14 protein-coding genes are annotated in these 14,929 nt (G+C 39.1%); 10 read left to right on the top strand and 4 right to left on the bottom strand.

Annotated elements, in window-relative coordinates:
* Nucleotides 1–4: 4 nt before the first annotated feature.
* The 4 genes from RWN13_RS03050 to RWN13_RS03035 all read right to left on the bottom strand — a co-directional run bounded on the left by RWN13_RS03050 (nucleotide 5) and on the right by RWN13_RS03035 (nucleotide 4,728).
* Nucleotides 5–367 (bottom strand): hypothetical protein, encoded by a 363-nt coding sequence (locus tag RWN13_RS03050; RefSeq protein WP_314060367.1) that lies wholly within the window; start codon nucleotides 365–367, stop codon nucleotides 5–7.
* The gene (locus RWN13_RS03045; protein ID WP_314060364.1) at nucleotides 364–1,665 is read right to left on the bottom strand and encodes a Y-family DNA polymerase; all 1,302 of its coding nucleotides are present in this window, start codon (nucleotides 1,663–1,665) and stop codon (nucleotides 364–366) included. The genes RWN13_RS03050 and RWN13_RS03045 overlap by 4 nt, the downstream gene beginning before the upstream one ends.
* 204 nt (nucleotides 1,666–1,869) lie before the next feature.
* Nucleotides 1,870–2,181, bottom strand: coding sequence for a DUF1827 family protein (locus RWN13_RS03040; protein WP_314060363.1), 312 nt, complete (start codon nucleotides 2,179–2,181; stop codon nucleotides 1,870–1,872).
* 333 nt (nucleotides 2,182–2,514) lie between these two features.
* A complete protein-coding gene (locus RWN13_RS03035) occupies nucleotides 2,515–4,728 on the bottom strand; it encodes an AAA family ATPase (protein WP_314060361.1) in 2,214 nt (737 codons plus the stop codon).
* A 390-nt stretch (nucleotides 4,729–5,118) separates the two neighbouring features.
* Here RWN13_RS03035 and RWN13_RS03030 point away from each other — a divergent pair, with 390 nt between their 5' ends.
* From RWN13_RS03030 to RWN13_RS02985, 10 genes are all read left to right on the top strand, one after another.
* Nucleotides 5,119–5,307, top strand: a complete 189-nt coding sequence (locus RWN13_RS03030) for a hypothetical protein (protein ID WP_314060359.1) — start codon at nucleotides 5,119–5,121, stop codon at nucleotides 5,305–5,307.
* Nucleotides 5,308–5,487: 180 nt separating this feature from the next.
* Nucleotides 5,488–5,754, top strand: a complete 267-nt coding sequence (locus tag RWN13_RS03025; RefSeq protein ID WP_209527462.1) for a phosphocarrier protein HPr — start codon at nucleotides 5,488–5,490, stop codon at nucleotides 5,752–5,754.
* Complete coding sequence (gene ptsP, locus RWN13_RS03020; protein WP_314060357.1) at nucleotides 5,754–7,475, top strand: phosphoenolpyruvate--protein phosphotransferase; 1,722 nt, start codon at nucleotides 5,754–5,756, stop codon at nucleotides 7,473–7,475. Before RWN13_RS03025 ends, ptsP begins: the two co-directional genes overlap by 1 nt.
* 132 nt (nucleotides 7,476–7,607) lie before the next feature.
* A complete protein-coding gene (locus RWN13_RS03015; protein WP_314060355.1) occupies nucleotides 7,608–8,285 on the top strand; it encodes a response regulator transcription factor in 678 nt (225 codons plus the stop codon).
* A 63-nt stretch (nucleotides 8,286–8,348) separates the two neighbouring features.
* Nucleotides 8,349–9,920 (top strand): HAMP domain-containing sensor histidine kinase, encoded by a 1,572-nt coding sequence (locus RWN13_RS03010; protein WP_314060353.1) that lies wholly within the window; start codon nucleotides 8,349–8,351, stop codon nucleotides 9,918–9,920.
* 72 nt (nucleotides 9,921–9,992) lie between these two features.
* A complete protein-coding gene (locus tag RWN13_RS03005; protein ID WP_314060351.1) occupies nucleotides 9,993–10,862 on the top strand; it encodes an ABC transporter ATP-binding protein in 870 nt (289 codons plus the stop codon).
* A complete protein-coding gene (locus RWN13_RS03000; RefSeq protein WP_314060349.1) occupies nucleotides 10,855–11,634 on the top strand; it encodes an ABC transporter permease in 780 nt (259 codons plus the stop codon). Before RWN13_RS03005 ends, RWN13_RS03000 begins: the two co-directional genes overlap by 8 nt.
* 128 nt (nucleotides 11,635–11,762) lie before the next feature.
* Nucleotides 11,763–12,368, top strand: coding sequence for a class I SAM-dependent methyltransferase (locus RWN13_RS02995; protein ID WP_314060347.1), 606 nt, complete (start codon nucleotides 11,763–11,765; stop codon nucleotides 12,366–12,368).
* Nucleotides 12,369–12,583: 215 nt separating this feature from the next.
* The gene (locus RWN13_RS02990; protein WP_314060344.1) at nucleotides 12,584–13,792 is read left to right on the top strand and encodes a glycosyltransferase family 4 protein; all 1,209 of its coding nucleotides are present in this window, start codon (nucleotides 12,584–12,586) and stop codon (nucleotides 13,790–13,792) included.
* Nucleotides 13,793–13,812: 20 nt separating this feature from the next.
* A complete protein-coding gene (locus tag RWN13_RS02985; RefSeq protein ID WP_314060341.1) occupies nucleotides 13,813–14,865 on the top strand; it encodes a lysylphosphatidylglycerol synthase transmembrane domain-containing protein in 1,053 nt (350 codons plus the stop codon).
* Nucleotides 14,866–14,929: the final 64 nt, after the last annotated feature.

The following is a 14,929-nucleotide window of genomic DNA, read 5'->3' as shown; positions in this document are numbered from 1 at the left end:
TATTTTATCTTTCGCTCCACTTTTTATCATCGTCAAAATCAATATGGCGGATGTTATCATAGGGAATTTTTTGCTTACCGATATAGACCCCTAAGGAGTCATGACCACTAATTTTCCCAGTGATATCTGGGCTATAATGGCCCTCTTGATCAACTTCTTCTTTTTGGACGGATACGCCTAATCCCTTGAGAATCGCCGTTTCCAAAAACTGGCTGATGACTTCCGGCGATTGTTGTTCTTTTTGTGGTATTAATTGGATTTCTGTCAATTTGAGCTTTTCCATAATGGCTGTGTGCTCGGATAAATAGAAGCCAGCCCATTTTTTCATCCCTCGATCGTGATAATTATCAAAAAAATGTTCATTCATTGTAAGCCCTCCAGTCCGCCAGCATGACCACCGACTAAGCTACTGCGAGCAACAGCAGTGCCTCCAGGCATTAATGAATTTGCGTGAAGTAATGCGGTGTAGCCATATCTTTGTCGAATGGTATCGACTAAAGAATCTAATCGGTGGTTGATAAGCTGTTCTTCGGGGTCGTTGAAAAGATCTAATTGAATATCTGTGTGATAGACCAGTTTTGAATAGGAAAGGCCTAAATGACGAAGGGGTTGACCGCGCCAGTGCTTATGAAATAAGATCAAACAATAATTGGCTAACTCGAGGCTTTGATTTGTCATAGGGACTTTCATTTGGCGAGAAAAGTGCCGTTGACCATCTTGATCTTCATTGGCAAAACCGACAAAAAGATGAATACACTCGGTTTGACAATGATGTTTTCGCAAACGAGCAGCGACTTGATCAGCCATTTCCCGGATGACAACTTCAATATCTTCTCGTTTCGTATAGTCTTCCATCAAGACTTGGGAATTGTTGTAAGATTTTTCAACAGGGGTGTAACGCTCTGATAGCCGGCTTCGATCAATTCCCCAGGCGTGGGCCCATAACTGCTCACCTAGCATGCCGAGACGTTCCTTCATGCGATATTGATCGGTTTGAGCTAGCTCATAAATCGAGGTGATGCCCATTTTATGTAAGGTTTTAGCAGTTCGGTGTCCAACTCCCCACATATCGGTCATGGAAGAAATTTTCCAAAGGGTTTCTGGGACGTTTTCATAACGCCAGGTGGCGATAAAGTCCAGATTGTGCTTAGCTTCAATATCTAATGCCACTTTGGCAAGTAAGGGGTTATCGCCTATTCCAATCGTGCAGTAAAGTTTGGTTTCTGCTAAAATCGTGTCTTTAATCAGCTTTGCCACCTCGTAGACTGACTTGCCAAAGAGGTGGTAGCTTTCAGTTATATCAATAAAAAATTCATCGACTGAGTAACAGTAAAAATCTTCGTCGGCTGCGAAACGGCGGATGATTTCTGCAATGTCCATATTTTTTTTTATGTAGAGTGCCATCCGTGGTGGTACGATTTTCAAGTCAGGGTGATGAGGGACGTCAAATTTGCGTGTAACATTGGATATTCCTAAGCGTTCTTTGGCCGCTGGCGATGAGGCTAAAACTAATCCACCAGTATTTTCTGCGTTACTCATGACCACTAGCATGGTCTCAAGTGGTGGTAAGTTGCGCTCGACACATTCGATCGAGGCATAAAAACTTTTCATGTCAATGCATAAGATATCCCGCCGTGGCTCTTTATCATAGCGTCGATCATTCATATAAAAACCTCCATTCGTTCTAATCTGTCTCATCATCTATTATACGAACGTACGTTCTGAAAGTAAAGTGATAACACGTTTATTAATAATTTGGCAAATAGAGTGGAGACTAGTAAGGAGAGGATTGGGAATAAAAAAATGAATCAATAAAAGACGAGAAATTAGTGATTTCTCGTCTTTTGTTGACTCATAATAATGGTTGGTTTAGGCTTCTACTGCTTTTTCCGTTTTCGAAGGTATAGGAATTGAAATTTCTACAATTCCATCTAGTTTGATGATACTTAGAGAATCTTTGTCATTAGGGTCCTTTACAAGGCGTCTCAGGACGGTTTCTACTTCATCTTTTTTGATATTGCGCTGTTTATTTGTGATTAGAATTTCTTTATGAGTAGGGGCTTCGGTATAAATGACGGAAGATTTCCCAAGGGTAAATACTTTAATAAAATTCGCATCGGTATTTTCTAATTGCTTATTAACTAAATCGGGATAACTATTGGTTACGTCAATCAGTTTCATGTCTCTCACCTCACATATTCAATTTACAATCGGAACACTTAAGGTTAAGCTTTCTGATTTTATAAGATTGTCTTAAAGATAGTATAACGCTTTTGTGACAATAATTCAAAGATATCTGCTTCTTTTTTTTATAAAAAAAGCGCTTTTTTTATGATTAGATTAGAATTATTATTAATTAATCCTAAAGTTTGGGAAGTTTGTGATGTTAAACATTCTATAAGTGGGAGTTGTTTAAGGTAGCGGGAGACGAAATCACGAAATGAGACGTTATCAAAAAACCGAAGGGGCAAATATAGAGAGAGTTGCCCCTTCGGTTTCGTTTATAATTAGTTGTTAATTAGGTACATCTTCTGTAATCACGATGGCTTCTTCTTGAAGAACAGCAATCGTTCCATTCTCATCAATGACAGCCTGTAATTGTTTGACTGTTGGGTGGTCCAAGTAAAACTCGGCAATGTTATCTTCCAGTTGTTCTTGAATCACTCGACGGAGAGGGCGAGCGCCCATGGCTGGATCATAACCCAAGTCAACTAATTTTTCTTTAACAGCTTGAGTTACATCGATGTGAAGGTGTTGATCGGCGAGCATGCTATTAACATCGTTTAACATTAAGTCAACAATAGTTAAGAGACTTTCTTTTGTTAATGGTTGGAATTCGATAATACCGTCAAAACGGTTAAGGAATTCCGGTTTGAAATATTGATCTAAACGATCAAGGATAGCGCGCGATTTGTCTTCGCGGCTTGCACCAAAGCCCACGTTTGCTTCCACGTTGCTTGTTCCCGCGTTACTGGTCATGATAATCAAGGTATCTTTGAAGCTGACTGTTCGACCTTGAGAGTCTGTTAAACGACCATCTTCGAGAATTTGCAAGAACATGTGTAAGACATCCGGATGGGCTTTTTCCACTTCGTCTAACAAGATTAGACTGTAAGGATTACGGCGAACTTGTTCGGTTAATTGTCCGGCTTCGTCATAACCAACGTAGCCTGGAGGGGCACCGATTAATTTGGCCACACTGTGTTTTTCCATAAATTCGCTCATATCGAAACGAATCATGGTTTCATCGGAGCCAAACATTTCTAAAGCTAATTGTTTGGCCAACTCTGTTTTACCGACGCCTGTAGGTCCAACGAAGAGGAACGAACCAATTGGACGATTCTTTTTGTTTAAGCCTACACGGTTGCGGCGAATTGCTTTGGCGACTTTGTCAACGGCTTCGTTTTGGCCAATGACGTGTTGTCGTAAATCTTCTGCTAAACTCTTCAACTGTGTTTGTTCTTTTTCTTTTAATTCACCGACAGGAATTCCTGTTTGCATTTCAACAACTTTTTCCATGTCTTTTTCTGTGACGATTGGCATATCTTCATCACTGACTTGTTTTTCTTTGAGGGCAGTTAGTTTAGCCACTTGGTCGCGGTAATAAGCTGCTTTTTCATAGTCTTCTTCAACTGAAGCGACTTGTTTTTGTTTTTCGGCTTCTTGCAGACGTTCTTCCAAGACTTTGGGATCCATTGTTTGAATCGTCAAGTTCTTTTTAGAGCCAGTTTCATCTAATAAATCGATGGCTTTGTCAGGTAGGAAGCGGTCTTGAATGTAACGACTGGACAAGGTAACGGCACTGTTAATAGCTTCCTCTGTATACTTAACGTGGTGATAGTCTTCATAACGTTTTTGAATACCTTGTAGAATTTTAATTGTTTCTTCTTGAGTTGGTTCATTGACTTGGACAGGCTGTAACCGACGTTCCAGAGCTGCATCTTTTTCAATAATCCGATACTCATTCAAGGTTGTTGCGCCGACCATTTGCAATTCACCACGTGCTAAAGCCGGTTTTAAAATATTACCAGCATCCATGTTACCATCTCCAGCACTGCCGGCTCCAACTAGCTCATGAACTTCATCGATAAAGAGGATGATTCGTTTATCATTTTGTACTTCTGACATTAGTTGCTGCATCCGTTCTTCAAATTGACCGCGAATACCTGTGCCTTGAACTAAGGAGACCACGTCTAATTGAATGACTTCTTTGTCTGCTAGTTTTTGTGGAATATCGCCACTGGCAATCATTAAAGCCAAGCCTTCAGCAACGGCTGTTTTACCCACACCAGGTTCCCCAATAAGCACGGGATTATTTTTTGTTCGGCGATTAAGGATTTCAATTACTCGAGTAATTTCTTTGTCACGTCCAATCACTGGATCAATTTTCCCAGCTCGTGCCTGCTCTGTAAGATTTAGTCCATACTCATCTAAGAGCGTTCGTTTACCGTTTTGTGGTCCCCGTGGTGGTAATCCGCCACCGCCTTGTTGAGGTGTTAAACGGTTGGCTTCTTGTGTTCCCATTTGTTGTGATAGGGCGCGGAACCAATCGTCGATTGAACTAAATCCATAGGGATCTTGGTTGTTTGCCATTTTATGTTGTCCTTGTTGTTGTGCTTTTAATTCTTGATAACAACTTTGGCAATAGTCTAATTGTTTTCTTTCGCCACCGACATTTGCATAGAGATGAATGGAGGCTTCATTTTTTTGACATTTTTGACATAGCATATCTTGCTCACATCCTTTGATTAATAGTCTGACTAAACCTGATCTTAATTTGTGAGTTCTTTAGTTCCTCAGATTTAGCGGGTTAAAATAAGGTTGACCTATTTTGACCTTTGTTTTAATTATAACATTTTTTAGAGGACAATCAAGAAATGTGATTCGATTTTAAAAAAAAGTCGGTGCAGTCCGATAGCTAGCCAAACTCTATGATTAAAATTGAGGTAAGTCTATGGCAAGAAATTCTGATTATCGATAGTAATTTTGCTTATAAATCAAAGGGATCTGTGCTAAACTAGTAGGTGTAGTCGAAACTCTTTGGTAGCGTTAATCAGTCTCATTTTAGTTGTAGGTTAAGGAATCTATCGTTTTTTATGAGATGGGGAGGTGAAAAATATGATTGTAAATCCTTATGAAGAACAGTTGAAGCAGTTAGTTGTCGGGGAGCTTCAGGAAATTATTGTGGAACAGGCAGATTTTCTCGTTTTTCGTGAGGCATGGCTAGCTCACCCTCAGAGAAAAGAGATAGTTGGGGAAGCTGGTTTGAATGGTCGAATTGTTTACAGATTTCTGAAAGAAATGTAAAAATATGAAAATAATACGTGAAACTTCGTCAAAGAATATAAAAATGTTGTAACTATGCCAAAAAAATGGTAATCTTTACAATTGAAAGGGTAAATAATTAAAGTTCTTATTTTAGTCCATGAAAGGCTTTAAGTAAAACCCTCGATTAAACAAAAACATACTCAAAGGAGAACGATTCTTATGGAAAAAAAAGATTTTCACATTGTAGCTGATACAGGGATTCACGCGCGTCCTGCAACTTTACTGGTTCAAACTGCTAGCAAATTTAACTCTGATATTAACTTAGAGTATAAAGGCAAATCAGTAAACTTGAAATCAATTATGGGTGTTATGTCTCTTGGTGTAGGCCAAGGCGCTGACGTCACTATTTCAATTGAAGGTGCTGACGAAACTGAAGCTTTGGCAGCTATTGTTGAAACAATGACAAAAGAAGGCTTGTCTGAATAATGGCAGAAATGTTAAAAGGGATTGCGGCAAGTGATGGTGTTGCGATTGCAAAGGCATATTTGTTGATGCAGCCTGATTTGTCATTTTCCAAAAAGACAGTTGAAGATTCTGACGGTGAGTTAGCTCGTTTAAAAGAGGCTTTGGCTAAATCAACAGAAGAATTGCAAGCAATTCGTAATAAAGCAGCTGAAACATTAGGTGAGGAAGAAGCGCAAGTTTTTGATGCTCATTTAATGGTGTTGTCTGATCCGGAAATGATTGGCAGTATCGAAACAAGTATTCGCGATAAAAAAACGAATGCTGAGGCTGGTTTAAAAGAAGTAACGGATATGTTTATCGGGATGTTCGAAGCAATGGAAGATAATCCTTACATGCAAGAACGTGCGGCTGACATTAAAGACGTAACTAAACGTGTCTTAAGTCACTTATTAGGTGTGAAGTTACCGAACCCATCAATGATTGATGAAGAGGTAGTGGTAGTCGCTCATGACTTAACACCTAGTGATACAGCACAATTGGATCGTCGTTTTGTCAAAGCATTCGTTACGGATATTGGTGGACGTACGTCTCACTCAGCGATCATGGCTCGTTCTCTTGAAATTCCAGCGATTGTTGGAACGATAGATATTACAGCCAAAGTGGCTGAAGGGGATATATTAGCTGTTAATGGAATCGACGGTGAAGTTTTCATTCATCCAACAGATGAACAAAAACAAGCGGTTGCGGCTAAAGGCGATGAATTTGCAGCTCAAAAGGTTGAATGGGAAAAGCTGAAAAATGCTGAGACTGTTACAGCTGATGGCAAACATATCGAACTAGCGGCCAACATTGGCACACCGAAAGATCTTGATGGTGTCAGAAATAATGGTGCGGAGGCGATCGGTTTATACCGGACAGAATTCCTATACATGGACTCACCTGATTTCCCAACCGAAGAAGATCAGTACAAAGCTTACAAAGCAGTTTTAGAAGGCATGGAAGGTAAACCTGTCGTTGTTCGTACTATGGACATCGGTGGCGATAAAGAATTGCCTTACTTGACTCTGCCACACGAAATGAACCCATTTTTGGGTTATCGTGCGATTCGAATTTGTTTAGCTGAAGATGACATGTTCCGTACGCAATTGCGTGCACTTTTACGTGCCTCAGTTCACGGACCACTTCGCATCATGTTCCCAATGATTGCGACACTTCAAGAATTTAGAGAAGCTAAAGCTCTCTTGGAAGATGAAAAAGCTAAATTGATTGCGGAAGGCATTACAGTGTCAACTGACATTCAAGTCGGTATTATGATTGAAATCCCAGCTGCGGCTGTGATTGCAGATAAATTCGCTAAAGAAGTTGATTTCTTCAGTGTTGGTACCAATGATTTGATTCAATACACAATGGCTGCTGACCGCATGAATGAGCGTGTCTCTTACTTATATCAACCATATAACCCAGCAATCCTACGTTTGCTTAAAAACGTGATTGACGCAGCTCACGCTGAAGGCAAATGGGCCGGTATGTGTGGCGAAATGGCTGGGGATCAAACAGCTGTGCCGTTACTAGTTGGTTTAGGGTTAGATGAGTTTTCAATGAGTGCCACAAGCATTCTGAAAACGCGTAGCTTAATGAAACGTTTAGATACAACTAAAATGGCTGAATTAGCAGATAAAGCAATCAATGATTGTGATACAGCTGATGAAGTGGTTGCTTTAGTTGAAGAGTATACTAAATAATAGTTGGAAAACCCAGTGATTACGATCACTGGGTTTTTTTGTTTTTTTTATAAGGTGTCGTTATGCTTGAAGGAGATGATGATTTAAATGAGGCAGAAGAGTATAAGATAAGTTATACTTTAAATAACTAGTATGGAGGGGTTAGCAATCGAACTTAAGATATTATATTTAGAAGATGAGCTCACGATAGCAAGCGTTACAATTGAATATATGAAGATGAAAGAGTATCAAGTGACTCATGTGACAGACGGTGAATCAGCCATGGAGCGACTAAAGGAAGAGAAGTTTTCTTTGGTGATATTGGATATTATGGTGCCGGGGACTAGCGGGTTGGATGTACTGGCTTATATTCATCAAAAAGAGTTGGGAACACCGGTCATCATGCTGTCTGCTTTGGAAGATGAGGGAACTCAAATTAATGCGTTTAATTTATTCGCCGATGATTATATTACCAAACCTTTTTCGCCGATTTTATTATTAAAGAGAATTGAAGCTGTTTTACGACGGAAAGAAGGGGTGAGGGGACATTCTTTAACAAGTGGCATCGAACTGAGAGAACTGTCCTATGAAGTGTGGTTTAACAATCAATCATTGCAGTTTACCGTCACGGAGTATTTGCTGTTTCAATTATTGTATCAGCATCCCACTCAGGTTTTTACACGAGAGCAGTTGTTAAATCATGTATTTGCCGATGATTATTATCCCAACGATCGGGTTATTGATGCCCATATTAAAAATATTCGCAAAAAGTTACCGGAAAATGTCATTAAAACAGTTATTGGTCTAGGTTATCAATATGAAGCACATTGATTCATTTGAAATTCATTGTAGATTCATTGAGAAATTATATAGTTGTCTTGAGGAAGGTGACTTATGACTATTAGAAAGCGACTTTTTTTGTATAGTTTTGGGGTAGTTGGTTTAGTGGCACTACTAATCCTACTTTATTTTACCTTGATGTTATCCCAGTTATACGCTAAGCAGATTGAAACGGATCGGCTAAATACGTTGAAATCGATTCAAAGACGTCAATTGTCTGGCGATCATCAGCAGATTACTCAGGAGCTTAATCAATTTGAAACACCCAATAGTATTGCCAGCATTACGTTGACGGATGATACATCTAAAATCATCGTTAATTTGGCTTATTCAACAGTCGAGCTGTTGATTACCGACGCTGATTTACAAGGGTTGATTAAGGATTTATATAGCCTAATAAATAATATGGAGAATTTGACGGAAAAAGAGCTTAAAGATCAGATGTCAGTTTTAACTAAACGGGGAAAGCGTCTGTTGAATGAGAAAAAATTAGTCCAGAACTGGAATTCAGACCTTATTGATACTAAAGTAAATGAGACTTTTTTTACTTATCAGGAAGGATTCGAAGTGGAAGGTGGCGCAAGTTTCTATCAAGTGACTGATAAACAATTTATTGTTGAAACAAAGGTGTCCGACACTAACAATCGGTATACCACTTATTTAGGCTTGACCAAGGAAAATAAGGCGATTCATATAGTAGTAGCCGCTGCTATGACGCCTAAAATGACTCAATTAAATCAAGTGATTTATAACAGTTTGCCAATGATTGTGACAGTTCTTTTTGTCATCATTAGTTTGGCTACTGTTATTCTTTCCTTTCTCTTAATCAGTCCTTTAAAGAAAGTCTCTGAGGCAATGATAGAAATGAAAAACGGTAGCTATGAACCTAATGTGTTGCCAGATACTAGAGATGAGTATCAACAGCTTGAAGCGGATTTAGTGGCATTATACACAACCCTGGAACGTCAAAAAAAACAATTGGCGACACAAAATCAACGACAAGGAGTCTTTTTGAAGGCGTCATCTCATCAGCTTAAAACACCTGTGACTGCGGCCTTATTACTTGTGGAAGGGATGATTGGAGAAATTGGCAAGTATCGGGAAACTGCACTTTATTTGCCAGAAGTTAAACAGAAATTACGTTCCATGGAGCAGATTATTAACGAGATATTGTTAATTGACCAGCGAATTAAAGAAGAGCCACAGCTAGTGCCAGTCAAGCTAGTAGCGATGGTCAATCCTTTGTTAGCAAAGCAAGGGCTCTTGTTTAAGGAAAAAGGACTTGTTATAAAAAACGACGTTGATTTGGAACAAATAATTCAAACAGACCCGGTTTATTTTGAACAATTAATCGAAAATCTATTAAGTAATGCGTGTCACTATACAGAAAGCAATCAAATAATCAGAATTTACTCGGAGGAGTCTAAACTAATCATTGAAAATTATGGTAGCCAGCTAGATGAAAAATGGGCTGGGAAGTTGTTTGAACCATTCGTGCGGCCGCCTCAAAAAACAACTGGCCATGGATTAGGGTTGTATCTGGTGGCGCAATACGCCGAACTTTTAGGTTTAAGGGTCACACTGGTTAATAGTCATAGTAGCGTAATGGCAACTGTTTATTTTTAATGATTCACAGCAGGTTCATCTGAGCTTCATCTCATGATGAGAAACTATTGTCAGGAAGAGGAGGGCTGATGTATGTTAACAATAAAAAAATTATCGGTGACATTTGGTCAACAAGTTGCACTGGAGATTGACCAGGAGATTAGGTTTGAAGAGAACGATAGAATTGGCATTATTGGGTCGAATGGTGCAGGAAAATCGACATTAATTAATTGTCTCTTGGGGTTAGTGCCGTATAAAGGTGAGATTGTAACCAATCTAACACATCGTCACATGGCAGTTCACTTGCAGGAGAATAATTATTCTAACAATGTGACAGTCAAACTGATTATGGAGACTGTTTTGGGAACGAAGCTCAAAGATAACCAAGAACTCCAAGAGTTGGTTGCCTATTTTGATTTTAACAGCTGTTTAACAAAACGCTTTAATAAATTGTCTGGCGGTCAAAAGCAGCGTTTGACTTTGATTTTAGTCATGTTACAAAAAGCCGAATTAACTTTTTTGGATGAAGTTTCATCTGGTTTGGACTTTGAAACTCGGCAAATTTTAATGACGAAATTGACAAATTGGTACAGTCAAAGGTCAGGTAGCCTGTGCGTTGTTTCCCATTATTATGATGAACTGGAGAAACTAACAAATAAATTACTACTTTTGGATCAAGGGCGAGTGGTTGCTTTTGGGACTCTAGAACAGTTGTTTAATACCTATTGTGGTTATTCGGTGATTACGGTAGAAGACAATGCGTTAACCCAAGAATTTTTTGGCGGATATCGGCAGCTAAAAGCCCCGTCTCAGGTGCTAGCCTTAGCCTGTGATAATCAAGAAGATGAGCGTCACATTGTGTCTCAGTGCATTCGATCCAATATTAATTACAAGCGGCGCAATAATGACATTGAAATCATGACATTGAATGCAAAAGTAGCAGAGGAGGTTCGTCATGAGTAAACCGACGTTTAGAGCTTTGTTGAAGTACGAGACAATCAACACGATGACCAATTTTTTTACGCCATTTTTCGGTGTTGTTTTTCCGATGCTAATGGGGACCTTATTAGTCGCGACAATCACCAAAACTGTACCTGAATCTCAGCAAGCAACGGTGGGAACGGGTATCGCAATTGTGACCTCCTTAATCATCCCTATGTCGATTATGTTGGTCAGTTTTCCGGCTCTTTTCAGTCAGGAAGCGGAGCAAGGAGTCATGACCCGAATGGAATTATTTAACTTTCGTGAACGTGATATACTAGTTGCTAAAATTATTGTTCATTACCTGATTATGACCTGTTCAGCTGTTTTATACGGAGCAGTGATGGTGATGGTTAATCATGTTATGATTCCCAAATTGAGCTCTTTCATTGTCTTTTTAGTTTGTTATTACTTAATTGCGACCTTATTATTTATTTTTGCTTATTCTGTTGGGGCTTTACTTAAAAAGTTTGGAACGACCTATGCTATTACTATGACCGTCTATTTTGTTTTTATGGGGATGTCTGGCATGATGGGAGTCCAACCTGATCAGTTACCAATCTGGGGACAAAGAATTGCTTACAGCTTGCCAATGGCCCATATTAATTCTGATTTTAGTAAGTACTGGGTCACTGGCTTCAGTGGGTACAATTTTATGCCTCTAATCCAATCGTTTATTTTTATGGGGGCATTGGTAGTATTATGTTATATGGGGAGTTGGTATAAGCGGAAACGGACTATTGGGATCAGATAAAGCGTGTTAAGTTGGCGTGGCTAATTGTCCCGTCAATTTTTTTTGGTTACTCATTAATGCTTATCGGCCTAGAGTCTGATGGCAAGCTTCTTTGTTTATGCCATAATGAAAAGGAAGGGAGGGATTGGATGCTTTTTACAGTTTGTCTGGTGGTCATCTTATTTTTTTGCTTGTTGCTTCAACAGTCACGTAAGCCTTCTGGGCTGCTGGGGAGAGGGATGATGACTATTTGGAACCGTGTCTATCAGCCGATGGTCAATTGGGGGTTGGCTGAAGCTGATTTAGGTACCCCTCAAAAGGTGCTGGATATTGGGGTAGGGAATGGATTGTCGACTACTTATTTAAGCCAGTTGTTTCCAAATGCGGAGTGTCTTGGGATTGATTATGCTCCTGAAGCTATTAAAGTGGCGCTTAAAAGGACACATGGGAATCTTGATTTTCAAGTAGCGGATGTTACAATGTTGCCCTTTAAGGCAGGAGAGTTTGAATTACTAACGGCGTTTCAAACTCATTTTCACTGGAGCGATGTTACCAAAGGAATCGCTGAGTGTCATCGAGTTTTGGCAAGTAGGGGCCAGTTTGTGATTGCCTGTGAGAAGAACAAGGTAGCGTTTTACTTAAAGGATCAAGTCGATCACTCTCAAGCTCGAGCTTTTTTTGAGTCGATTGGTTTTATAGACGTTGTCATTAAAGAGCGGGGTTCTTGGATTGTTTATTATGGGCAAAAGAAATGAGTCTTTACTAAGAAACGACACTATTTTTTTGCTATTTGCTTAATTATGGTATAATGTCTCAAGAAGAAAAACTTATGATTAGTAGAATGATGTTAAGTCGGATAGTCTATTTGGTTAAGATTCTTGATTCGAGACTTATCGTATAAAATAAGCGATTCGAGAGATTTATAGGCTGAATCTATTAGAGTTGTAAAAGTAGTATGGAGGAAAGAACAGTGAAAATTGGTTTTTTTACGGATACGTATTTTCCGCAAATTAGTGGGGTCGCCACGTCCATCAAAACGTTAAAAGATGAATTGGAAAAAAATGGTCATGAAGTGATTATATTTACGACATCTGATCCAAATGCTGAAGAGGAAGAGGGAATCGTGCGGATGCCGAGTATTCCCTTTATTTCATTTAAAGATCGCCGAGTGGTCATTAGCGGTATGATTGATGCTTATGAAAAGGCGAAAAGTCATCATTTAGATATCATTCACACACATACGGAGTTTGGCACAGGTTGGTTGGGAAAGTACATTGCTAAACAATTAGGAATTCCAACGGTTCACACGTATCATACGATGTATGAAGATTATTTACATTATATCGCCCATGGTAAATTGATTCGACCGTATCATGTTAAACAGGCGTCTCGAGCTTTTTGCCGCAATTTAAGTGGCGTGGTTTGTCCAAGTGAGCGTGTGGTGGATAAATTGAGACAGTATCAAATTCATGCACCAATGGCGATTATTCCAACAGGGGTTAATTTATCTAAATTTGAAGCTGGACCTTCCAAAGAGTTAAGTTCCATTCGAGAGGAGTACGGATTGCAGGAAGACCATGTCTTGTTGTTGTCTTTAAGTCGCTTATCATTTGAAAAAAATATTCAAGCTATTATTCAGGGGATGCCTATTATTTTAGCATCCATTCCAACGGCTAAACTGTTAATTGTTGGCAAGGGTCCCTACTTGGAAGAACTGCAAGACTTGGTCTCTAAATTAGAGATTGGGGAGGCTGTTATTTTTGTCGGTGAGGTGTTAAACCATCAGGTTGGCCGTTATTATCGAGAAGCGGATTATTTTGTCAATGCCTCAGATTCTGAATCTCAAGGCTTAACGTATATTGAAGCTTTGGCTTCTTACACAAAAATTGTCGCCAAAGGGAATGACTATCTGGAACAGTTAATCGTTGATCCCGCTCTGGGACAAACCTTTGAAACGGATGACGATTTTGCCGAGTCATTTATCAGCTATTACCATCAAGAAATTAGTGATCAACCGCAGATTCGTCAAGCGAAGTTATATGAAATTTCCAGTGAGAATTTCGCTAAAAAAATTGAGTCCTTTTATCAGGAAGCACAATCCTACTATCAAGTTTTTATTGAAGAAGAAGAGGATGATCGTACTCACTTGCCATTGCGTTTGTTTAAAAAAAAGGAATAAGTTCCGATGGAGGTTAGTTGATGACGAAAAAAAATCGCATCTATTTGTATATTGCCTTGTTTATTGGCTTCGCTGTCTTATTTAATGAATTGCGAAAAATTAGTGTCACTGACCTTTTGCGTGAATTGAATGAGTTAAAACTTTCATGGCTTCTAGTTGCTGTGGGGTGTATGTTATTACATTGGGCGATTGAGGGGAAGATTATTCAGGGATTATTAAAACGTCAGCAAGGAAATTTTAGTTTTAAAAATGCTGTGAGGATACCCTTGATCGAACATCTATTTAATGCGATTACGCCCTTTTCATCGGGAGGGCAACCTGCTCAATTATTGGCTTTGGTTAAATCAGGTGTTGATCCAGGCGTTAGCGGCTCGGTTTGTTTGATGAAATTTGTGGTATATCAAGTCATGATTGTTTTAAATTTTGTAGCCTGTATCATCTTTGGCTTTCGGTTAATTTCCCATGAATTACAGGAACTTTCCTACTTTGTGATGTTAGGGTTCTTGATTAATGTAGTGGTAGTCGTTAGTTTACTGATGCTGATGTACTGTTATCCAATGACAAATGCTATTGTGAAATTTGTGATGACGATTGTTAAGAAATTTGTGCGTGGTCCTCGAGGGGAAGCGTTGGAAGTGGCCGTATTTGAAAAAATGGCTAATTTCTATGAAGAAAGTCAGTATATGCGCCGGGAAAAGAGTGTCATGAGCCGGACCTTTAGCCTGACTTTTGTTCAGTTGATTTGTTATTACATCGTCCCTTATTTTATTTTACTGAGTTTAGGGGTGAGTCAGGTAGATGTGTTACAAATCGTGATTTTTCATGCGTTTATCATCTTAATTATTTCCCTTTTTCCGGTTCCAGGAGGGACTGGTGGAGCGGAATATAGCTTTACTTTGCTGTTTGGTAGTTTTATTGCGGTTACAAGTAAATTAGTCGTGGCAATTGTTTTGTGGCGAATTGTCACACATTATATCGGTATTTTATTGGGAATGGTGGCATTATTTGTCAAGCCTGATTTGCCAAAAGCAAAAATTTTACCTGCCAAATCATCGGTAACTGAATTAACATAATCGTGAAAACTCTTTAGGGATTAGATGGTATTCTAATACTTAGAGAGTTTTTGAGTTGTTCTTA

The sequence above is a fragment of the uncultured Vagococcus sp. genome (assembly GCF_963518325.1).
Lineage (GTDB): Bacteria > Bacillota > Bacilli > Lactobacillales > Vagococcaceae > Vagococcus_D.
Note: the sequence above shows the minus strand (reverse complement) of the source record. Positions and strands in the feature narration are given on the sequence as shown.